General features: G+C 71.8%; 18 protein-coding genes and 1 tRNA gene. 6 read left to right on the forward strand and 13 right to left on the reverse strand.

From position 1 onward, the window contains the following. Window positions 1-287 precede the first annotated feature (287 nt). Window positions 288-821, reverse strand: a complete 534-nt coding sequence (locus NPS70_RS06240) for a PleD family two-component system response regulator (RefSeq protein ID WP_256522996.1) — start codon at window positions 819-821, stop codon at window positions 288-290. A gap of 254 nt (window positions 822-1,075) precedes the next feature. On the opposite strand from NPS70_RS06240, the gene NPS70_RS06245 reads away from it, so the two are divergent. Further along, window positions 1,076-1,147, forward strand: a tRNA-Arg gene (locus NPS70_RS06245). A gap of 623 nt (window positions 1,148-1,770) precedes the next feature. Here NPS70_RS06245 and NPS70_RS06250 read toward each other — a convergent pair. The 3 genes from NPS70_RS06250 to NPS70_RS06260 are packed head-to-tail and all read right to left on the reverse strand — an operon-like array spanning window position 1,771 to window position 4,952. Further along, entirely contained in the window at window positions 1,771-2,334 is a 564-nt protein-coding gene (locus NPS70_RS06250) for a hypothetical protein (RefSeq protein ID WP_256522997.1), read from the reverse strand. Between the two features lie 2 nt (window positions 2,335-2,336). Then, the gene (locus tag NPS70_RS06255) at window positions 2,337-4,619 is read right to left on the reverse strand and encodes a DUF6571 family protein (protein ID WP_256522998.1); all 2,283 of its coding nucleotides are present in this window, start codon (window positions 4,617-4,619) and stop codon (window positions 2,337-2,339) included. A gap of 18 nt (window positions 4,620-4,637) precedes the next feature. Continuing rightward, entirely contained in the window at window positions 4,638-4,952 is a 315-nt protein-coding gene (locus NPS70_RS06260; protein WP_308314988.1) for a hypothetical protein, read from the reverse strand. Between the two features lie 598 nt (window positions 4,953-5,550). Between NPS70_RS06260 and NPS70_RS06265 the strand changes: the two genes are divergently transcribed. Then, window positions 5,551-5,817: a GlsB/YeaQ/YmgE family stress response membrane protein gene (locus NPS70_RS06265; protein WP_256523000.1), complete on the forward strand. Its 267-nt coding sequence runs from the start codon at window positions 5,551-5,553 to the stop codon at window positions 5,815-5,817. A gap of 1,353 nt (window positions 5,818-7,170) precedes the next feature. Here the strand turns inward: NPS70_RS06265 and NPS70_RS06270 are convergent. After that, window positions 7,171-7,788, reverse strand: a complete 618-nt coding sequence (locus NPS70_RS06270) for an Asp23/Gls24 family envelope stress response protein (protein ID WP_256523001.1) — start codon at window positions 7,786-7,788, stop codon at window positions 7,171-7,173. Further along, complete coding sequence (locus tag NPS70_RS06275; protein WP_256523002.1) at window positions 7,785-8,369, reverse strand: sigma-70 family RNA polymerase sigma factor; 585 nt, start codon at window positions 8,367-8,369, stop codon at window positions 7,785-7,787. Before NPS70_RS06275 ends, NPS70_RS06270 begins: the two co-directional genes overlap by 4 nt. Before the next feature lie 531 nt (window positions 8,370-8,900). Here NPS70_RS06275 and NPS70_RS06280 point away from each other — a divergent pair. Together NPS70_RS06280 and NPS70_RS06285 are read left to right on the forward strand one after the other, a co-directional pair. Further along, complete coding sequence (locus NPS70_RS06280; protein ID WP_256523003.1) at window positions 8,901-9,404, forward strand: Asp23/Gls24 family envelope stress response protein; 504 nt, start codon at window positions 8,901-8,903, stop codon at window positions 9,402-9,404. Between the two features lie 221 nt (window positions 9,405-9,625). Continuing rightward, on the forward strand, window positions 9,626-10,576 hold the full coding sequence (locus NPS70_RS06285; protein WP_256523004.1) for a DUF6286 domain-containing Asp23/Gls24 family envelope stress response protein: 951 nt from the start codon (window positions 9,626-9,628) through the stop codon (window positions 10,574-10,576). A gap of 1,155 nt (window positions 10,577-11,731) precedes the next feature. Here NPS70_RS06285 and NPS70_RS06290 read toward each other — a convergent pair. Next, entirely contained in the window at window positions 11,732-12,307 is a 576-nt protein-coding gene (locus NPS70_RS06290; RefSeq protein WP_256523005.1) for a rhodanese-like domain-containing protein, read from the reverse strand. Between the two features lie 82 nt (window positions 12,308-12,389). Here NPS70_RS06290 and NPS70_RS06295 point away from each other — a divergent pair, with 82 nt between their 5' ends. Then, complete coding sequence (locus NPS70_RS06295; RefSeq protein WP_256523006.1) at window positions 12,390-12,677, forward strand: metal-sensitive transcriptional regulator; 288 nt, start codon at window positions 12,390-12,392, stop codon at window positions 12,675-12,677. Window positions 12,678-12,697: 20 nt separating this feature from the next. Here the strand turns inward: NPS70_RS06295 and NPS70_RS06300 are convergent, their stop codons facing one another. The 4 genes from NPS70_RS06300 to NPS70_RS06315 form a co-directional block, all read right to left on the reverse strand. Further along, window positions 12,698-13,438, reverse strand: a complete 741-nt coding sequence (locus NPS70_RS06300; RefSeq protein WP_256523007.1) for a sulfite exporter TauE/SafE family protein — start codon at window positions 13,436-13,438, stop codon at window positions 12,698-12,700. Next, complete coding sequence (locus tag NPS70_RS06305; protein ID WP_256523008.1) at window positions 13,435-13,800, reverse strand: rhodanese-like domain-containing protein; 366 nt, start codon at window positions 13,798-13,800, stop codon at window positions 13,435-13,437. The genes NPS70_RS06300 and NPS70_RS06305 overlap by 4 nt, the downstream gene beginning before the upstream one ends. A 169-nt stretch (window positions 13,801-13,969) precedes the next feature. After that, complete coding sequence (locus NPS70_RS06310; protein WP_256523009.1) at window positions 13,970-15,331, reverse strand: MBL fold metallo-hydrolase; 1,362 nt, start codon at window positions 15,329-15,331, stop codon at window positions 13,970-13,972. 1,449 nt (window positions 15,332-16,780) lie between these two features. Then, on the reverse strand, window positions 16,781-18,385 hold the full coding sequence (locus tag NPS70_RS06315) for an FAD-dependent oxidoreductase (protein WP_256523010.1): 1,605 nt from the start codon (window positions 18,383-18,385) through the stop codon (window positions 16,781-16,783). Window positions 18,386-18,501: 116 nt separating this feature from the next. On the opposite strand from NPS70_RS06315, the gene NPS70_RS06320 reads away from it, so the two are divergent. Continuing rightward, window positions 18,502-19,062, forward strand: a complete 561-nt coding sequence (locus NPS70_RS06320; RefSeq protein ID WP_256523011.1) for a TetR/AcrR family transcriptional regulator — start codon at window positions 18,502-18,504, stop codon at window positions 19,060-19,062. A gap of 123 nt (window positions 19,063-19,185) precedes the next feature. Here the strand turns inward: NPS70_RS06320 and NPS70_RS28855 are convergent, their stop codons facing one another. Together NPS70_RS28855 and NPS70_RS06325 are read right to left on the reverse strand one after the other, a co-directional pair. Beyond that, window positions 19,186-19,260: a 50S ribosomal protein bL37 gene (locus NPS70_RS28855; RefSeq protein WP_374211945.1), complete on the reverse strand. Its 75-nt coding sequence runs from the start codon at window positions 19,258-19,260 to the stop codon at window positions 19,186-19,188. Between the two features lie 184 nt (window positions 19,261-19,444). Next, window positions 19,445-20,524: a Ku protein gene (locus NPS70_RS06325; protein ID WP_256523012.1), complete on the reverse strand. Its 1,080-nt coding sequence runs from the start codon at window positions 20,522-20,524 to the stop codon at window positions 19,445-19,447. Between the last annotated feature and the right edge of the window lie 30 nt (window positions 20,525-20,554).

Genomic DNA, 20,554 nt, shown 5'->3' on the forward strand with positions numbered 1-20,554 from the left:
CACCGGCGGGCCTGTGCCGGGGGGCTCGCCGGTGCGGTGGAGCGGGGGCCTCGCAGGGTGCGGTGGGGGCCGGCGGTGTGGTGGGTGCTCGCCCGGGGCTGTGGGGGCGGCGTCGGGCCGGGTGCCTCGGCGCGTGCGCCCCGCGGCTTCGAGGCGTGGCGCCTGGCCCGGCGCCCCGGGGCACGGCGCCGCGCGTGCCCCGTCCGTGCGCCCCCGGGCCTTCGCACCGAGCACGGCGACACCCTCGGAGCGCTGCGCCCGGGGCTGTGCGCCCTCCGGCCTGCGCCTCAGCCGAGCGAGCGCCCGCCGGCGCCCGTCCGGTCGGGAACCCCGCCCGGACCGGCCTGCGCGGCCGGACGGGGAGGGGCGGGGAGCGGAGGCTCCCCGCGGCCGATACCGCCGGGCCGGTCGCCGCCGCCCCCGTCCGCCTCGTCCTCGGAGCCCTCGGGCTCCCTCACCAGGCGGCGGACCACGCGCACCAGCTCGGCGGGCTCGAACGGTTTGGCGAGGAAGGCGTCCACACCGGCGGCCAGGCCGCTCTCCACCTCGTAGGGGGTACAGGCGCTGATGATGGCCAGGGGCAACCGCGCGGTCCGCGGATCCGCCCGCAGCCGGGCGGCGGTCCGCAGGCCGTCGAGGCGGGGCATGACGACGTCGAGCGTGACGGCGTCCGGCCGGACCCGGTGGACGACCTCCAGGCACTCGGCACCGTCGGCCGCGGTCACGACCTCGAAGCCCTCCAGTTCGAGGTTGACCCTGATCAGCTGCCGAATCACCCGGTTGTCGTCGACAACCAGCACTCGGCGGGGCGCGCCGGACACAACTCGAGAGTAGGTCCGCGGACGCGGCCGCGTCCGGGTTTTCCCGACTTCCGCCCCTTGCGGGGGTCGGGACGGCGCTCCGGGGGCGCACGGGTGCACCGGCCCCGGCACCGCCCCGGTCCATGATCGCCTTCCCTCCGCCGGCCCTCCGGGCCTGCGCCAACAGGACCGTCGCGCCCTCCACATATCCCGTCACGGACAGCCTCCGGGAGCTGGTAGTGTTCTACCCGTCGCCGCGCAGCAGCGAGGCGCACGCCCCCGTAGCTCAGGGGATAGAGCAACGGCCTCCGGAGCCGTGTGCGCAGGTTCGAATCCTGCCGGGGGCACTTCGCTTCAGCCAGCACGATGATGCGGTTGACCAGCGCAGATGCCAAGCACGAAGAGCGGGAGCCAGTCTCACTGGGTCCCGCTCTTCGTCGTTGGTTCGCACTGATCGCGATAGACCTGCGATAGACGGGGTGGGCGATCAGCGACGGACTCACGCATGTCTGCTGCGCGTCGAAGCCACCTCTCCCGAAAACCACGGCGGAACGTGCAGACGGACGGCACACCTCGCCACAGTTCAGCACCAGAGCGAGGGGATGCAGGCAGATGCGGGCCCGCAGCACGTGGCAGCGATTTTCTCTAGGCACAAGAGCAGCCATCGATCAGGCACTGTAGGCGAGTGGATGCCAGAAGACCTTGCCTTGTACTCACGCTGGTGGCAGCTAGAGACGTACCTGCGCCCTCTGGTTCTACGTGGAACTTCGATCGGTTCGGGGCGGTGGACAGCTTCTCCTGCGTCGCCCTAGACGCGGACCACCGGCACCGACGCCGTACGCATGCAGACCGCTTCCGGCCGGCCCATGATGGTCCGGCCCTGGCTCGCCCGGATGGATCACGGAGAAGGGATCTCCCCTGTGGGGCATCCGGTTCGCCCGTTCGCCCCGACCGCTCCATCAAGGAGGACTCAGCCTGGCACGTCGGACTCGCATTCCAGTTCATCGCGGGTGAAGGTGATGAAGTCCTCCAGCAGACCCGGCAGGACCTCCGGCAACCGGTCCTTGTCGGGGACACCGTCCGTGGTGATGAACAGGTCTACGTACCTCCCCCGTGCCGTCGAGCCCGTTGGAGGCTCGCAGGTGTAGTAGGTGGCGGCACCGGCATCCCAGATGATGCCCTTCGTCCCCACACCGATGGGCTGCGGATCCGCCTTCTCCACCGGGTCCCAGTCCACCTGTTCCTCGGAGCCCAGCAGCATGGCGGTCGCCAGGAACTTCGTCACGCCGTCGATGGAGACAGAGCACGTCCTAGCATCGTGCTCCTCGGTCAGCACGAACGGCCTGGCCCACAGAGTGGCCTTGTCCCCCGACGGCAGGATCGGGACCACGTCAGCACTGGCGAACGCCTCCCAGCAGATCCGCTCGGGCAACTCCGGGACGGCCTTCTCCTCTCCACCCGAGCACCCCGCCAGCAGACCCGCCAGGATCACGACCGCCGCCGCCGCACCACCACTGCGCATGAACCGACTCACCGTCAACTCCCCTTGGGGGCGGAACTGGCGATCAGGTCGCGCCCCACGGAATGCGCCGCCGCCGTCTGGGTCGAGGCCGCGCCCTTGTACTCCTCGATCTGCTCAGGCGTGAGCCCGGCCCCTCTCGCAGCCGCCCCCACAGCGGCCACTGCGGCCTCCTTGACAGCCCGCTCGGACGCTGCGTAGCCGGACACGGACTCACGCCGGGACTCGGACGACGTGTCATGCTCCGCGCTCTTCACGGCAGACTCGCTGATGTCCTCCTTGACCCACTCCACCACGTCACCCCCCACGGGCAGCATCTCCACGTACTTGCCCCCCACGGCGTCGATGATCCGGTTCGTCCACTTCGCATTGTCCGCGACGCCCTGGTTGTACTCCTCCGCCTCATGGGCCTTGGCGTCGTGCACGGCCTGAGCCCTCGCCTCGGACATGAGACCGGCGATCTCGCCCCCCGGGTGGACCGCGTTCCGCACGGCTTCACCCGTGTCGCCGTGGGCGTCGGGGTTGTGGAACACATCGGAGACCAGGGCCGTGGTGTAAGCCTGCTGGGCGTTCGTGATCGCACCGTAGGCCTGGGGGTCCTGGCCGACCGCACCGAGAAAGAAGGCCATGTCGGCCTTGTCGAACTCCGCCAGTTCACCGAGCGGTCTGGCCTGGTTCGCACCGTTCTCGGCTGCGGCCTGCAGGTCGGGCATGTACTCGGCCGCCATGTTGCCGAGGTTGCGGGAGAGACCGCTGAGCGGTCCCGCCGGGTCGCCGGGCTTCGCGGCGACGAGCTCGGGTTCCCCGCCGATCCTCGCGACGACCTTCTCCATCACGCTGCTCATCGTGGCACTGTGCGAGACCGCGGGGGCGTCCTCGTCGCCCGGCACCCGTCCGGTGACCGCCGCCTCCAGGGCGTTGCCCATGGCCGTCTGCGCCGGGTACTCCCCTCCGAGGACGTCGGCGTCGTACCAGTCGTCCGCGGGCTTCTTGTCGAGCAGGTAGTCGACCACGCCGCGCGCGTCGTCGCCGGTGGAGGCCTTGTCCGCCAGGGTGACGATGCCGTCCTTGTCGGTGTCCTCGCGGAGCGGCTCGTCGAAGAAGGCGGCGGACGCCTCCGGGTTGTTGGCCATGGCCTGCATGAGTCCGGTCAGGGGATTGAAGCCCTTGCCTCCCGAGTCATCGAGATTGATGCGCATCTCCGGGTCCGGGGGCAGGTTCCGGGACCACACGTCCGGGTCCTTCCTGTCCAGGGCGACCATGTCCCGGCCGACCGAGACGAGGAAGTCCTTGTCGTAGGTCCCGTCCCTGAGCAGGGAACCCAGGGCCTGGTAGCCGTAGAACCTCGCGAAACCGGCGCCCGGCGCGTCGATCTGCCGGTGGCCCGCCTTCATGAGTTCAGTGGTCCACGATGCATCGAGGTGGTTCGGGGTCGACTTCTGCGTGGCGAGGCCGAGAATGGCGCCCATGTCGCTCTGAATGTTGCGGACCATGCCCACCCGGTCCTGGCCAGCCGGCCCGAGAGACGTCGAGTCCAGCGACATCCTGGTGTACGCCTCAAGAGTGCCCTCGGCACCCAGCCTGCGGTAGAAGGCCGTGGAGAACTCCGGATCCTCCCGGTTGTCGTCCAGAAGGTCTTCCAGTTCCCTCAGGGCCTCCAGGTTACGGGCCGTGCCGCCCTCCCCGGTGACCTGTCGCATCAGGGCCGCCGCCCGGTCCACCTGCTCGGCGTCCAGACTGCGGTACGTGGGAGCACTGAAGTCGTGGTCGTCCTTGACGTTCGCCAGGAGGGCGCGCTTCAGCGAGTCGTCAGCGTCCGAGCAGTCCTCGACGATTCGGTCGACCCTCCGCTGCCAGAAGGCCACGTCCTCTTCCTGCTTCGCCAAGGCCTGCGGGTAGTCCGGGTCGTGGCGCGCCGCCGTGTCCCGCGCCAGGTCGTGCCGGGGCCTGACCCTGCCCCTGGCATCGACGTGGACCCCGGCGGCCGGGCCCTCCTCGTCCCTGATGCGGACGAGGGCATCCCTGGCGGCCCGGAACGACGTGTGCGCGTCCGCGAGTAGCAGCCTGATGCCCTCCGCCTGGGCCTGGGCGTCGCCGAACTCCTTGGCGGTCTTGGCGATGAAGGGCTTGGTGACGTCGGAGTTGGCGCCTTGCCACCGGGCCTTGTCGGACTTGGCCTTCATACCCTGGCGGGCGTCTTCGGCGAGCCTCTCCAACCTGGTCGCCATCTCCGACCAGTCGTCCACAGCCTCCTTCAATCGACCGACGGGAGCGTTCACGACGTCCTCGAATGTCAACACGGCACTACCCTCCGCTCCCTAGGTGAAGTATCCGTCGATCTTGGAGACGGAGAGCAGGCTGCCGCCGATATCCGCATCGTCGTTGGCATGGGCGGAGGTGCTGTAGTCGAGGTGGTCGGAGATGCGGGCGCACGCGTCCAGCAGGGTGCGCACCTGGCTGTTCCACCGGTTGTGCACCGACATCAGTTGGGCTCCGCTGGTGAAGTTGGCGTGAGTCAGGGCGTTCGCCGCGGTGAAGGTGGCAGGGCGGGCATGGTGACCGTCCTTGGAGAGCCGGCCGTGGAGCAGGAACGCCTCATGCCCGACGGCTCCGAGGTCGTCTCTGTTCACCACCAAGTCGGCGGCCGAGGCACCTGGGCCTCCGTCCAGGCGGTTGAGCTGCATCCGCGCTGACTGCCGCTCAGCGGCATCGGACTTCATCTGTTCCCACTCGTCCCAGGCCATCGTCTCCCCGTTCGGCCGGTTCTGATCACGTGGTGCGGGGTCCTCGGCACCACAAGGGACAGCAAGGGATTGCCCGGAGGGACGGCCGCGCCCCAGGAAACCCCCGTTCAACCGTGACTGGCCGGGCATTCTAGCGAACAGGGATCACGCCCTGTGCTGCCCGCCGACATCCGCGGGCCTGCCCGTGCCCCTCCGCGGGCGAGCCGGGAGCGGAGCACGGTGCGGGTGGCACCGACGGCCGCCCGTCGGTACGACCGGGACGTCGCAGGCGCGGCGCCCCCGGGAGTGAACACCCCCCATGCGGGAAGGATCGCACTGTTGATCGACACACAGCGCCATACCCTTCTACAAGGTTGTAGATTCTCCACGACGTCACCGCCCTTCGACGACAGGCCGCCGTATGAGGGGCACGCTGCCTGGCACACGCTTCACCGGAACCAGGCCGCACGGCAGTCGCAGTCGCCGCACAGAGAGAGCAGCACATCGCATGAGCATCATCAGTTGGATCGTCCTCGGTCTCCTCTCAGGAGCGATAGCGAAGTTCCTGCTACCCGGACGCGACCCGGGAGGCCTGATCGGTACGACTGTGATCGGCGTCGCCGGGGCGTTCACCGGCGGATGGCTGTCGGCGAAGCTCCTGGACCGGCCCATCCAGAACGAGTTCTTCGACCTCGCCACCTGGGGAGCGGCCATCGGTGGATCCCTGGTGCTTCTGGTCGCCTACCGGCTCCTGTTCGGAAACTCGCGAGACTGAGAACACGCACGAGCCGTACGCCCGGGCGGTGAAGCAGCGCCACGCCCGGGCGGTCGATCCCACACCCCGCACCGGCCCGCCCCAGCGGGCAGGCCGCGCTTCACTCCATGCCGCTCGTTCGGCGCTCCTCCAGGGTGCCCCCTGCGCCGGGACCTGTGCCGTGCCGCACGGTCGCCCCGGGTGTCCACGGGGTGGCTGCGCCGGCCAACGGCACACGGCTCCGCTCCCGGCCTCCGTCAGGTCAGCCGCTCCGGCGGAAGCCTTGAGCCCCGGTGGTGGAGGATCCCACCCCTGCCCACAAGGCCACAGTTCGTGCGGCATACGGGGGATTTCCCCGGACCACGATCACATCGCCCAAGGTCGGGTTGTCATACGGTCATGACGATCAAGCCGCTGCCTCAGCCGCACCCCATGCCCTCCCATCCTCGCCGTAGGGATGTTCGGGCTCCCTTGCCCAGTCCGCGGGACAGGGCGCACCTCCGTCGAGCCTGGCACCTGACAGAAGGCCACGTGGCCGACGCGTTCGGAGTGACCGTGGCCACAGTGCGCTCATGGGAGGCCGGACGCACCTCCCCCACAGGCCTGCGGCGGGCTGCGTACTCCGCATTCCTGAGCGGTCTTGCCCAAGGGCTGATGCCGGAACGCGAGGCGTCAGAGGCGGAAGCCGCCACACGGACCCAGGCCCCTCAGGCTCCTCGTCGTCCCACGAAGCATCGGGCTTCTCTCGGTGGGAGGAAGGAACGCCGCCCGGAAGTGCCCAGTGGCCCGCCTCTGGCGCGGAAGCCCTCATCACGCACCGTTTCCGCAACCGGGACAGCGGTGCTGCACGGTCACATCGCCATGCCGAAGGCTATCCGGCCGGGGTGCAGGCCCGATCCCATCTCGCCCGCACGACGACGACGGCTGCGTTCAGCGGCTGTCGCAGCGGCCGTCTGGACGGCCTGCCTGCACCTCTTGATCACCTCTCCACCTCCACTTCTCTGACACCGCGGATCCGCAGCCTCCCCGTTGGGGCTCAGAGCCACCCGGTGACCGTCACTCTGACCCGCACCGTCCTGCCTCCGTCCTCGGGGAGCAGCGAGGCAACGCACTCCCGGACGGCTCGACGGGTCGCGCGAGCGACATCGGCGGGACGGCTGTGCCGGAGAACGACAATGCGGACGTCGACCCTCATGGGCTCGGCACCATGGGGCTCGTGCACCCCCACCCCGGACGGCAGCGCAGGGTCCGCCGTCCGGGGCGAGGAGGGTCGAAGCAGAGCGGTGAGGCCCGGCTTGAGGAATGCGACACCCGGCACGTCCTCGACGGATCGGGCGATCTCCCGCGCCAGCAGGCTGCGGGCAGGGTCCCGGGTCATCGGCTTCGCCCCTCCCGGCTTCCGTCCGGATCGACCACCAGGTCAGTGATCCGTACGTCTACCGCCGCTATGACCAGACCGAGCTGATCGTCCGCCGCGGCCCGCACCTCACGGCGCACGTCATCGGCAATACCCGGAAGATGCGCATCCACCGGGGCATGGATGTCCAGGCGCACGTCCACCGGACCGGTGTCGAAGGAGAGGCTGGGCGCGAAGCGGCACGAGCCTGCCCGTACGCCGGGGACGCCTTCGGCCGCCGCACGCAGTGCCCGCGCCGCCACCGCCTCCATGATCCACAAGTCCTCCCCGGCTTCACCGAGCGGCAGGGGCCGACCGGGCCGCAGTTCTAGGCGCACCACGTCCATGATCCGCTGAGTGAGCGGTGTCATGTCGTCAGCCGCGGGGTCCAGGGGGCTGTCGCGGAGGCCGCGAACTGCCGACTGCAGCTGTTCGAGGCCGCGCACGGACTCACGGCAGTGGGGGCAGTCCCGCAGGTGCGCATCGCTCCGGCCGTGCTCCCAGGCATCCCACACGTCGAAGACGAGACGCCCACATGCCAGCTGCTCGTCCTCCCCGTCACGGCCATGGTCGGGTGAAGTAGTACGCGTGGTCATCGCCAGGCCCCCATCGCTTGTGTCAGGCTGCGGCGTGCACGGAATACGCGAGCCCGGACAGCCTCCTGACTGATGCCGACCGCTTCCGCGATGAACTCGTAGGGTCGTCCGTCCAACTCTCGCAGCACCCAGCATGCCCGCTGCTCCGCCGAGAGCACTTCGAGCGCGTCCCGGAGTTCCCGCACTGCATCTCGGGCCTCGGTGATCCGCGCCGGAGACGACACGTGCTCCGCTGCCGGTACGTCACCCGCCGACTCCAGTGGTGCCGTCGGTCGACGGCTGCGCAGGACGTTGAGACAACGGTTGGTGACGATGCGATATATCCACGTCGTGAAGGTGGAGTTGCCGTGGAACTCGGGAAGCCGCCGCCACGCGCTGAGGAAGGCGTCCTGCACGGCGTCCTCAGCCTCGGACCTGGTACCCAGCAGGCGCGTGGCGACACGGATCAGCGCTGGTGCGTGCCGCTGGACGAGCACGGCGAAGGCATCCTCGTCGCCCTCCGCCGCCCGGACGACCAGCAGGTGCTCGTCGGTGTCGCCGCAGGCATCGGGTGATGCGGTGTCTGTGCGGGCCCCCGCCACTGGCCGCTCCTCTCGTCCGGTCTCTGAAGGTAGGACACGGCTCCCCGGTGCCGTGTTATGCACGACTTCCCGGCGGGGGCTTCGGTCGGATGCCCGCCGAGTCCGCCCGTGACCGCGACGCCTCGGGGACACCGAGCCGACGCACAGGCACCGGTACCGGTCGGGGCCGCGCACGTACACAGCCGGAGCCGGAGGGGCACCCGACGGCCACTGCCAGGGAGACGCCCCTACCGCTCTCCGGGCTGCCGACCGCCGTGCCCGCAGGGTCCGGACCACGCCTGCCTGGGAGGAAGGACGTTGCCGCCAAGGGGATCCGGGCGGGGCTCTGACGCAGCGCGGGATGCCGCAACTGCGTGCCGGCCGACCGCCCCCGGGGACTCGTCACGGCGCCGTGGCGCCCCGCCCTTGGCCTGCCGCGACGACCGACGGCCCGTCAGGCCCGAAAGTCGCGCGGACTCGCGCGTCACACGTGTCCGGCCGGTGTGTCTGACGAAGTGAGAGCCAATCCCCTCCGTGAGAAAGGGCTGTGCCATGACCACGCAGACCACCACCGTCGAGAAGGACCTTTCCGCTCGGCAGAGCGCAAAGGCAGCACACACGACCACCGCTCTATCAAGCGGTGTCACCGGCGTGGATCAGCCGGCCGCGAACCGTGGGAGGACTTCGATCGCGGACGTGGTGGTGGTGAAGGTGGCCGGGATCGCCGCACGTGAGATCCCCGGAGTCCATGACATGGGAGGCGGCTTGTCGCGCACGATCGGCGCCGTGCGCGATCGTGTTCCGGGCGGCAGGCCGAACGTGGGACGGGGCGTGAAGGTCGAGGTCGGAGAGCGCCAGACCGCGATCGACCTCGACCTCGTCGTGGAGTACGGGGTCACCATCACCGATGTCGCTCACGACGTGCGCGAAAACGTGATCTCCGCTGTGGAGCGCATCACCGGGCTGGAGGTGGTGGAGGTGAACATCTCCGTCAACGATGTCCACCTCCCGGAGGACGACGGGGACCACTCCGTCGCGGACTCCCGTGTGGAGTGACCCCACCGGAGCGGCCCCGACCAGGACTGGAGCAGACTTGTGAAGGCGTCGGGTCTCGGTATGGCTGCCGGCATGGCTCTGGGGTTCGCCGGCTTTTTCGGTGGCTTCGTCGCTCTCCTCTTGGTGGCGGCCCTGGGGGCGACCGGTTGGGCCGTCGGTCACTGGCTCAACGACGGTGGGCGGATCAGTGATCTGAGAGACGCGTACGAGCGAGGGCGTCAATGAGCAGCCCCGCAGAACGCGGCACAACCACGGTCTCTGACACGGCCATCCGTCGGATCACCGAGCGGGCGGCAGTGGAGGCACTGTCCCTCACCGCCTCCGGTACCGCAAAGCGCTCCGCGGCCGCGCACGTTGGCCGCTCCGGACACTCCATCCGCGTCTCGTTGCGCTACCCCGTTCCTCTGTCGGATGCCGTGCGGCGCGTTCAGGAGCACGTGCTTGCGCGCACTCGGGAACTGACCGGCCACGAGATAGGCCGCCCGCACATCACCGTCAGCACCCTCTCACCGAGTCCTGCTGTCGGCCTGCTTCCGGAGCAGGTCGGGGGAGGCGGACCAGTGGCGAAAGCGGCCTTCGGCAGTGGAACGCCGCTGCGCTGGTGGTCGCAGCGGCGGCTGCCTTCGGCGCTCCTGGCCATGTCGGCCGCCCTCGCAGCAGGGCTCTTGGTGCTGCATGTCTTCGGGGTGCCGATCGGAGGATCCGCCGGGAGCCAGGGAAGAAGATGGGCGCTGTCGCGGCTCGGGGGCCCAGCAGTGACGGCCGTGGCCGGAGCGGTCGCCGCGCTGGGGCTTTCGATGATCACTCTGGCCCTGGCTCCGGGCCTTCGGCGCCTCCACACCCTCACGTCGACGGCTCGCCTGCAGGCAGCCGTCGATCGGCGAGCACTGGAGGCACTCGTACAGGACGCCGTGCAACGCGTGCCCGGGGTGAGCGCGGTGCGGGTGCGTCTGCGGAGACGGCGGATGACGGTACGGGCGGAGCTCGTCTTCGGTAGCCGTGCAGCCGCACTGGACACGGCGCGACGGCAGACCGTCACGGCTCTGGCAGGGTGCCGACTGCACCGAACGCCGCGCTTGTCGCTCAGTGCCCGCCTCTCACCTGACTGGGTTCCGGAACCAGCGGCGGTGAGCGCCCGTGAGCGGCAGGTCGTCGATCCCCTCCGTACCTGATCCGAGAGACACGGCCCGTAAGGAGGGCGCCCCCTGATGTTCCGCTGCCGAACGGCTTTGAACCGTACCGTGCTAGGTCTCACGGGACTGGTACTCGTGATCGCGGCTGCCGCGGTCGTGTCGTCGGTGTGGGGCCTGGGTCTTCCACCGTGGGGGCCGGGCCTCGCGCAACGCACGGTGCTCCTGGAGGAGGTGAGATCCGCGCTCCGCTTGCGTCCGCCCTGGACCCCTGAGGTCATGGTGACCGCCCTCGCCCTGGTGCTCGTGTGCGGTCTGTGGTGGTCCGCCTGGCAGCTGGGAGACGGCAGGCGTTCCCTGCTGGCGCTGGGGGTGGCCGAAGGTGTGGTGCGGGCCAAGGCGCTGGAGGATGCCGTGGCGTGGCAGGTGGCCGGCATCAGCGGCGTCGATTCCTCCCGCGCTCGGCTCAGGGGACCGTCCGGGACCTTCCGTCTCCGGCTGGATGTCCGACTACGGCCGGGGGCCGCGCCCGGTACCGTCCTGCCGGCGCTGGAGGTCGTGGTGGCCGAACTGGAGAGGACACTTGCCCCGAGCCCCGTCCGAGCACGGGTGCGCTTCGGGGCCCCACACAGGGCACGTGGGGTGGGCTTCCTCCCGACCCGGTCGTCACGAGGCCGGAGGGTGCGGTGAGTGTCCTGCCGGCGGGAGGCCGGAGGCCGAGGCCGCAGTCAACGTCCGTCGTCAGGCAAGCGCAGCAGGGCCCACGGAGGCGCAGAGCATCATGCACCTCCCTCGGGGCGTGATCCGTGCCGCCGTCGAGTTGCCGCCGGGCGAGCGCCGGACGACCCGTCAACCTGCGGCGGAGTGCCAGCCCGTCCCGCCCTGGCAACAGAGGCGACGGGACATCACGCAGCGTCTCTCCGCTGGCTTTGTCCACGGGATAGCTCGTGGACAAAGCCACTCCGCTGCCGGAGTCCCGACCCGCGCATGGGAGGACGGCCCCGGGACCCTCTGTGTGGCACAGCCGCTCGTGCCGGCGCCTACTGCCTCATGATCGAAGGAGACCGGGCCGGTCCACCTCCGCCACGTGGGCATCGTGCACCTCGCGAACGGGCACGCCGGAGGTTCCAGCCCTGGTGAGGACGTGATCGCGGCAGGGCGCCGCGCACGCCCGCCCGTGTCCGCACGGCGCTCGGATCAGCGGCTGCGCAAGGCGGCGAGGGAATCCTCAAGGTCTGCGCCACGAGGTCGGTTGTGGGGGAGCTTGGCGAGCAGGGCGGCCATGCCGCACGTGTTGGTCAGAGCCGAGAAGACGAGGCCTGCCGCGATCCCGGCCGAGACGAGCTGGAAGGCCGGGTGGACGAGAACCCCGAGAAGCAGTCCAAGAAGCACGACGGCACCTGCGGTCAGGCGCACCTGGCGCTCCATGCCCCACGTGGCCCGCGGTGCGCCCTGCGGGCGGTGCAGTTCGTGCCCGTCCGCGGCCCATGCCCCGGTGCCTCCGGAGAGCGTGGCCGTCGTGATGCCGTTCTCCGCGAGGATCCGGCAGGCGTTGCCGGAGCGCGCCCCCGAAGCGCAGACGACGAGGACGTCTCCGCGGTCAGCCGCGTGCCGGATGTCCGGCAGCGCCTGTGCGATCCGGTCGAGGGGGATGTTGAGGGCACCGGGCAGGTGGCCGCCTGCGAACTCTCCCGGGGTTCGTACGTCGATGATGGTCAGCTCGTGCAGGCGGGTCCGGGCCTCGTGAGTGGCGAGGGCCTCAGGCGTAGTCATGGCAGATGTCATCCTTGTGTGTCGACGGGGCCCCCAACGAGGGCACCAGAGTACCCCTCGGGGTATTTCGTGAGGAGTTGTCGTGGAACTTGATCTGGCCGGTGCCGAACTGAAGGCGGTCCTCAACCGGCTGCGCCGGGCTCAGGGCCAGATCGCCGGAGTCATCCGGATGATCGAAGAGGGCAGGGACTGCGAGGAGGTCGTCACCCAGCTGGCGGCCGCATCACGCGCACTGGACCGGGCGGGCTTCGCGATCATCGCCACCGGACTCCAGCAGTGCCTGACCGGTATCGAGGACGGCAAGCAATCGGGAGAGGACCGGGACGCGATGCGCAGCCGCCTGGAGAAGCTGTTCCTGTCGCTGGCCTGACCTGGTGGCGGCGTCGAGGTTCAGACGATCACGTCCGTGAGCATGAACGCCGCCACCGCCAGCAGGACGCAGGCGAAGATCCGCTGCAGGGCCGCGCCGGAGACCTTCGAGGCAAGACGCTTCCCGTCCCAGGCCCCCAGGACTGCCGCCCCGGCGAAGGGCCCGATCACCGCCCAGTCCAGCGCACCGCCTGTTCCCGCACGCGCCACCAGTGCGGCGAGCGAGTTCACGGTGATCACCAGCAGACTGGTACCCACTGCCTGACGCATGCGCAGTCCGAGTACGCCCACCAGGGCGGGGACCGCCAGGAAGCCGCCTCCCACCCCGAGGAATCCCGTCACGGCACCCAGCCCTGCGCCCGCTCCGGCAGCCTTGACCGGTCGGACCGGCCCCGAGGGACCGGTGGCAGGGCGCAGCATCCGCAGAGCCGCCAAGCCCGCGATGACGGCGAAGGCACCGGTCAGCAGCGCCGGGTCCAGCCGCCCCGCGGCGGCACCGGCGAGGAAGGCCGGCCCGATGCCCGCCGCGGCGAACAGCGCACCCGTCCTCCAGGCCACGGCGCCGTCGCGGGCGTGGGCGTACAGAGCCGTGGCGGAGGTCGCCGTGACGATGACGAGGCTTGCCGTCGTGGCTGCGACGGGAGTGAAACCGAGGAGGTAGATCAGGGCCGGAACAGCGAGGACACTGCCACCGCCGCCGAGGGCCCCGAGGGCCAGTCCGACGACGGCGCCGGCGATGAGGGCGAGGACGAGAGAGGTCACGCGATTCGGCCGCTGTTCCCGCGTTCGTCGACGACCGGGTATCCGGCGGAGGCCCACGCGTTCATGCCTCCCTCGACGTCCACTGCCTCCGCGCCGCGCTCCACGAGGAGCTGCGCCGCACGCTGGGAGCGCCGCCCGCTGCGGCAGATCACCACGAGGGGCAGCTCCTGCGCGGCCTGCGGCAGGGGTGCGCCCGCCACGAGGGCCGTGAGCGCGACATGCACTGCTCCGGGAGCGTGCCCGGCGCTCCACTCCGGCGCTTCACGCACATCCAGAAGGACGGCGCCCGGCCGGTCCCCGCGGGTGCGGCTGTAGGCCTCGCCCACGCTGAGGCGCGGCGCGGTCCGGCGGGACAGGAACATGGTGGGGTTTCCTTCCGAATCGATCGGGTGAAGGTGGGGCAGAGGTCCGACCGGTCGGCGCGTGGCGTCCGGGGCGGACTCGCACCGATCCCGATGCGACCGCGGTCGCATCGGGATCGGTGCCCGAACGGCGCCGACGGCTGTCGCACCCGGGTCGACGGGCATCGGGTCACGCCGGAACGAGCGGCAGGCCCGCAGCGGTGGCGGCGTCGAAGCCGTCGTCGACAGCGACCACCTCGCGCCCGGCGGCATCCAGCAGCGAGGCGGCGATCGCGGCTCGCATGCCTCCGGCGCAGTGCACCCACACCGTGCCGTCGGGGACCTCGTGGACGCGGCGGGCCAGCTCGTGCACGGGAATGTGCACGGCGCCCTCGATCCAGCCGTCCGCCCGCTCGGAGTCCCGGCGCACATCGAGCACGACGACCTGGTCGATCCCCTGCTCGGCCAGCCCGGCGAAGGTGGAACGCGGAAAACTCGCCGGCTCCTCCCCGGCCCGGAGCCAGCTGCCCGGGTCTCCCGTGGCCGCTGCGGCGGGGCGGTCGATGCCGACCCGGACGAGTTCGCGCTGCGCGGCGGCCAGCTGCTCGGCATCCGCGGCGAGCAGGGTGACCGGCTTGCCCCAGGGGATCATCCACGCGAGGTAGGTGGCGAGACTTCCGTCCGCCTCGAAGTTGAAGGAACCGGCCACGTGGCCTTCGGCGAAGGCGAGGCGGCTGCGCAGATCCACCACCCATTCCCCGGCCGCGAGGCGGGAGGCGATCTCCTCCGCGTCGGCGAGGGCGGGCGGGGTCAGATCCACCGGCGCCGGGCCCTTGGCGTTCGCCGGACCCATGTGGGCGTAGTAGGCGGGCACATCGTCGAGACCGGCGAGCAGGTCGGCGACGAAGGCATCGACCTCGGTGGTGAGCGCCGCGTTCGCGGCCTTCTCCTTGCCGATCGTCGTGGTGTCGCCCCCGTCGGCCTGCACCGAGGAGCAGAAGCTGCCGAAGCCGTGGGTGGGCAGGACCGCGGTGTCGTCGGGCAGCTCGGCGGCGAGACGGTGGGCTGACGCGTGCTGGGCGCGCGCGAGCTGCTCGGTGAGCCTGGGCTCGACCAGGTCCGGTCGGCCGACCGAGCCGACGAGAAGGGATCCTCCGGTGAACGCCGCCACAGGGGCACCGCCGTCGCTGAGCACATAGGAGGTGTGGTGGGGCGTGTGTCCGGGTGTGGCCATCGCGATCAGTACGAGCCCGGAGTCCACGGTGAAGGAGTCGCCGTCGGACACGGGAGTCCTGGCGAAGGCCACTCTCGCCCCGGACGGTACGAGGTACGCCGCACCGGTGATCCGGGCGAGTTCGAGCCCGCCGGTGAGGTAGTCGTTGTGCACATGCGTCTCGACCACATGGGAGATCCGTACACCGCGGCGCACGGCTGCGGCCAGCACCCGGTCGACGTCCCGCGGGGGGTCCACCGCCACCGCCGTCCGGCTCCCACCGGCCAGATAGCTGCGGTTCCCGAGGCCTTCCAGCTCGATGGTGTCGACGAAGAACACGCGGAGCCCCTTTCCCGATCGATTACCCCAGGGGGTATTACATCCACCCTAACATCAGTACCCCAGGGGGTATATTCCGTTGCTGCGTCCACCACCCCGCGTGCCGCGTACCCGGTACCCCGGCCGAGGATGCACGGCCCGGTGCCGAGAGAGCGGCGGCGCGCAGGCGCACGGGCCGGCCGCCCGGAGCCGTTGGACGGTGCCGGCAGGCCGGCTGACGGCGGAACGGAGCCCCCTGACGCGAGGGACCGACTGGGCGGTGCCGCCCGGGGGCCCTCGGACCGGAGGATCCCGTGCACCCCTGCGCATCCACGCCCCTCGGCGAACGCTGTGCGACCGCGTGCACGGCCGGCCCGAGGGTGCCGTCTGCCGGGCGGAGGGGCACTCGACAGGCTGTGAAGGGCACTTCGCGCGGCATCCGCCGTCCGGGGGAGGGCGTCGCGCGGGGTCGAGCGGAAAGGGTCCCGCTCGACCGGACGCGGTACGGCGGTACGGCGGTACGGGTCATGGAACCGACCCCGGCCCGGCTCCGGCGGCATCGGCCGGAACCCGCCGGTCGCGGCACCCGGAAGGCGGACACCCGCGGTGCGCGGTGGCGGCGCAGACGAAAGCCCGAGCGAAGGTCCGGGCCCGGACGGCACCCCTGTTCGCCGGGCTCGACGCGGCCGGGGCGGACCCTTGCCGCGTCAGGCGTCAGGCGTCAGGCGTCAGGCGGCCGGGGCACGGGCGCGGGCCACGGGTCACGGGTCACGGGTCACGGAGGGCGACGCTGATCCGGTCGGCCGGGACTGCGGCGCCCTGCTGATGCTGGAGGCGACGGCCGGGAGCACGGCACCGGTCCGCTTCCTCACGCTCGGCACACCCAGGGGGCGCCCTCCGGCAATACGGGTCCGGACGGACGCCGTGCCGAGGGCAGGGCCGGCGGCGCCGTCTTGATCGCGCGCCAGCGATCACGCACCGTCAGGTGAATACTCCCCGGGGGATGCCCGGAGCCCTGCGGAGGCGGGCAAACCGGGGACGGGCCGCAGCCCTCGGGCCGCCCCCACGCGAAAGCGGAGGTGGCTTCCGGACCGCCCGGACCGCCCGGATCAGCTCGGGCGGACCGGATCAGCTCGGGCGGACCGGCGCTCCCGGCGCCCCGCCGACGGAACGCGGAACGCGGGAGGCGGGACGCCGGAGCCGGGGGCGAGGGCCGGCGCCCGCGCAGCGGCCCCTCCGCCGGGATGTCCGCCCCGTGCCGCCACCGGTCGGCGGCCGCGCTTCGGCGCCGACAGCGGCCTCGTGCGGGCGGTGGGCACCTGACGGCTCCCCGCCCACCGGCCCGGGCGGGGAGCCGTCAGGCCCCCGCGCGGGCCCTCCGGCGCCGCGGCCGGGATGCGCCGGGGCCTCCCCCGTCGAGCACCGCCCGCGCCGACCCGGCGCGCCGGGTCGGACAGCCTCGCCCTCCCGTCACCGGCGCTCGCCGGCGCCGGCCGCGGACCCGGGGGCAGGAGAGGCCGGAGAGGCCGGAGAGGCACCCCCGGGGCGGCCCCGCCCCTGCCGCCTTCCCCCCTTCCCCTCCCCCGACGGGACCGCGTAGCCGTCGGGCCGGACCAGGAGCGTGTCGCGGCGGGCCGGATCGGCCCAGGTGGCCCGTATCAGGTGCCCACCCGCCACCGGCGAGGTGCCGGGCAGACCGGGGGTCTCGCCCGACGGGGCGACGAGCACGAACGCCCGCTCCCGCAGCAGCTCGTAGAGCCTGCCCTCGCGCAGGGCCAGGTCCGGAACACGCCGGGCACCGGGACCGTAGGAGATGCCGATGCCCGTGATCATTCCCATGGCCCGCGCGGAGGCCGGACGCACGGCGTTCAGCAGCCCTGCCGCGAGCCCGCGGGCCGCGCGCTGGAGCGGGGTGCGGGCCATGGCGAGGCGGACGATCGCGCCGCTGCTGCGCAGTACACCGGCCCCGACGGGATGCCGTTCGCCGTGGTAGCTGTCCAGCAGCCCCTCGGGGTCGGACGCCTCCCCCCGCAGGACCGCCGCGAGCTTCCAGGAGAGGTTGGCCGCATCCTGGAGCCCGGTGTTCATGCCCTGCCCTCCTGCGGGGGAGTGCACATGCGCGGCGTCTCCCGCGAGGAAGACGCGGCCGACGCGGTAGGAGGGCACCTGGCGCTCGTCGCTGTGGAAGCGGGACATCCAGCGGGGGCCGTGCATCCCGAAGTCGCTGCCGAGCGCCTTGCGGGCGATCGCCCTGACCTCGTCGAGCTCCACCGGCTCGCCGTCGGGCGCCTGGCGGCCGCGGTCCCAGCCCATCACCCGGTACCAGCCGCCGCCGAACGGGGTGATGAACGCGAAGGCGTCCCCCGAGGCGGCCACGGTGAGCAGCCCCTCGGGCTCCTGCGCCAGCCGGACGTCGGCGAGGACGATGGAGCGCACCACGGACACCCCGGGGAAGGGCAGGCCCAGCGCACCGCGCACCGCACTGCGCAGGCCGTCGGTGCCGACGAGGTAGCGGGCCCGCAGTGGGGACGCCCCGGGACCGGCGAGTTCGGCGGTGACGGAGTCGGCGTCCTGACTCAGACCACGGAGTTCCGCCCCGTACCGGAAGCGGACCCCGGCGGCGAGCGCCCTGCGCTCCAGGAGCCGTTCGACCTCGAACTGCGGGGTGACCAGCAGGAAGGCGAAGCGGGAGGACAGCCGGCCGAGGTCGAGCGTGAGCCGCCGGAAGAGGCTCAGCTCCGTGACGGGCGTGCCCGTGGCGACCAGCTCGTCGGCGAGGCCGCGGGCGTCGAGCTGCTCCAGGGTGCGGGCGTGCACCCCGAAGGCGCGCGTCAGGTTGCTGATGCCCGGCTCCCTGCGCTCGACGAGCGTGACCCGCAGCCCGGCGGCGGCCAGGTCCCCGGCGAGCAGCAGCCCGGTCGGCCCCGCGCCCACGACGAGGACGTCCGCATCGGTGCCGTCGGCTGCCTTCCCCGGGACCGCCGCGGGGACCTGCTCCGCGCCGGGGCCCGAGTCCGGGACCGCGCCCGGGACCGCGTCGGCGCCCGGGACGCCGGGTGTTCCCTTCCTGCTCATCACTGCCTCCAGGTGTGCCTACGATCGTTTGCCAACAAGCGTTGGTCAACGCTTGTTGGTCAACCTAGGGCACCCCGGGATGGCCCGTCAACACCCGTTGGCCTACTGTTGTTGGCATGACGACCGCACGCCGCTCCGACGCCACACGCGCCGCGATCCTCGAAGCCGCCCGCGAGCGCTTCGCCTCCGACGGCTACGAGCGGGCGACCATCCGGGCCATCGCCCGCGACGCGGGGATCGACCCGTCGATGGTCATGCGCTACTTCGGGAACAAGGAGGGGCTGTTCGCCGCGGCCTCGGCGATCGAGCTCGAACTCCCGGAGCTCGGCGCCCTGCCCTCCCGGCACGTCGGCACCGCGCTCGTCACGCACTTCCTCGACCGGTGGGAGCGGGACGACGTGCTCACCGGGCTGCTGCGCGTGGGGGTCACCAACGCCACCGGAGCGGAGCGGATGCAGGCGATCTTCGCGGAGCAGCTCGGCCCCGTCGCACTCGGCGTCTGCCCCGACCCCGCCGAGGCGCCGCGCCGAGCCGCGCTCGCCGCGTCCCAGATCCTCGGGATGGCACTCGCGCGCTACGTGCTGCACCTGCCGCCAGCGGTCGAACTGTCCCGCGACGAGGTGATCGCCTGGCTGGGGCCCACCGTCCAGCGCTACCTCACGGCCGAGGGGCCGTAGAGGCGCCCGTCGGCGCCGCGCGAGGGCGGCCCCGCAGGGCCGCCCGCCGCGCCGCACTCCGCCGGTTCGGCCCGCACGGGCTCCGGGGTGGGCGGCTTTCGGCCCGCCCCCGCCCCCGGGCGCTCAGGCGTTGGGGCGCTTGCCGTGGTTGGCGCTCTTCTTCTTGCGCGCACGGCGCTTGTTGCCTCGCTTCGACATGACGACACCCCCTCTCCGCATATCGGTCATTCCGGGCGTCGATCAGTCTAGGTTCCGAGGCCGTACGGCGCACCGGGGAGGGCGGCCCGCCACGCACTGCGGCGCACCGGGGAGGGCGGCCCGCCACCCACGGCGGCACACCGGCAAGGCATCCGCGGCGACCCTCCGGCGAACCGCCCCTGCGTCAGGCGGAGCTCCGGCGGCGGGACGCCGTCTTCTTCGCGGCGGACCGCCCCCCGGACCCGTCGGCGGACTTCGCGCCCGACCCGCCCCCCGGCGCCTCCGCCTTACCGGACGCCCCGGACCGCGCCCGCTTCGGCGCCGCCTTCCCGGCCGTCTTCGACGTCCGCGCCGTGGACTTGGCCGGAGCCGCCTTGGCGCCCCCGCCCTTCCCCGCCGTACGGGCCGTGGACTTCTTGCCGCTCGCCGCCTTGGGAGCCGAGCGGCCCGCGATCGGGGTGACCCCGGCGACACCCCCCTCCTCCCCTCGCGCCTCCTTCGCGGCGCGCACGCTGCCCTCCAGCGCGGCCATCAGGTCGATGACCCGCCCCCCGTCGCCCCCACCCGGCTCCGGCACCGGGACGGCCCCGCCCTCGGCCTTGGCGGCGATCATCGCCTCGACGGCCTCGCGGTAGTCGTCGTGGAGGGACTCCAGGTCCACCTCGCCGAGCGTGTCCATGAGGGCGTCGGCCAGATCGAGCTCGGCGTCGCGCACGGTCACCTCCACCTGCGGAGCCACCCCCTCCGGTGCGCGGATCTCGTCCGGCCACAGCAGCCCGTGCATGGCGATCACGTCGTCGACGACGCGCAGCATGCCCAAGCGCTCGCGGCCCCGGAGCGCGAACTTGGCTATGGCCACCTTGTTGCTGCGCTTGAGCGCCTCACGGAGCAGGGTGTACGGCTTGGCGGCCGGCGCCCCGTTCGCGGAGAGGTAGTACGCGGCGTCCATCTGGAGCGGGTCTATGTCGGCGGCGGGCACGAAGGCCACGATCTCGATCGTCTTGGCGGTCGGCAGCGGCAGCGACGCCAGATCCTCGTCCGTGATGGGGATCATCGAGCCGTCGGCGTCCTCGTAGGCCCGGCCGATCTCGGCGGTGGGGACCTCCTTCTCCTCCAGCTCGCAGACCTTGCGGTAGCGGATCCGGCCGCCGTCCGCCTCGTGGATCTGCCGGAAGGACACCGCATGGCTCTCGGTCGCGTTCACGAGCTTGATCGGAATGCTCACCAGACCGAAGGAGATCGCACCGTTCCATATGGATCGCACGCTATGTCCCTTCCCTACCGGAATCATGGG

Source organism: Streptomyces sp. C10-9-1 (assembly GCF_024497955.1).
Classification (GTDB): domain Bacteria; phylum Actinomycetota; class Actinomycetes; order Streptomycetales; family Streptomycetaceae; genus Streptomyces; species Streptomyces sanyensis.

Coding starts and splice junctions, on each gene's coding strand:
- NPS70_RS06305 (WP_256523008.1), bottom strand. CDS start 13,800: ATGTTCCTGTCCCGCCGGACCGCGCCGCGCCTCAGCGTGGGCGAGGCC.
- NPS70_RS06280 (WP_256523003.1), top strand. CDS start 8,901: ATGACCACGCAGACCACCACCGTCGAGAAGGACCTTTCCGCTCGGCAG.
- NPS70_RS06290 (WP_256523005.1), bottom strand. CDS start 12,307: ATGACTACGCCTGAGGCCCTCGCCACTCACGAGGCCCGGACCCGCCTG.
- NPS70_RS06265 (WP_256523000.1), top strand. CDS start 5,551: ATGAGCATCATCAGTTGGATCGTCCTCGGTCTCCTCTCAGGAGCGATA.
- NPS70_RS06285 (WP_256523004.1), top strand. CDS start 9,626: ATGAGCAGCCCCGCAGAACGCGGCACAACCACGGTCTCTGACACGGCC.
- NPS70_RS06270 (WP_256523001.1), bottom strand. CDS start 7,788: ATGACCACGCGTACTACTTCACCCGACCATGGCCGTGACGGGGAGGAC.
- NPS70_RS06320 (WP_256523011.1), top strand. CDS start 18,502: ATGACGACCGCACGCCGCTCCGACGCCACACGCGCCGCGATCCTCGAA.
- NPS70_RS06315 (WP_256523010.1), bottom strand. CDS start 18,385: ATGAGCAGGAAGGGAACACCCGGCGTCCCGGGCGCCGACGCGGTCCCG.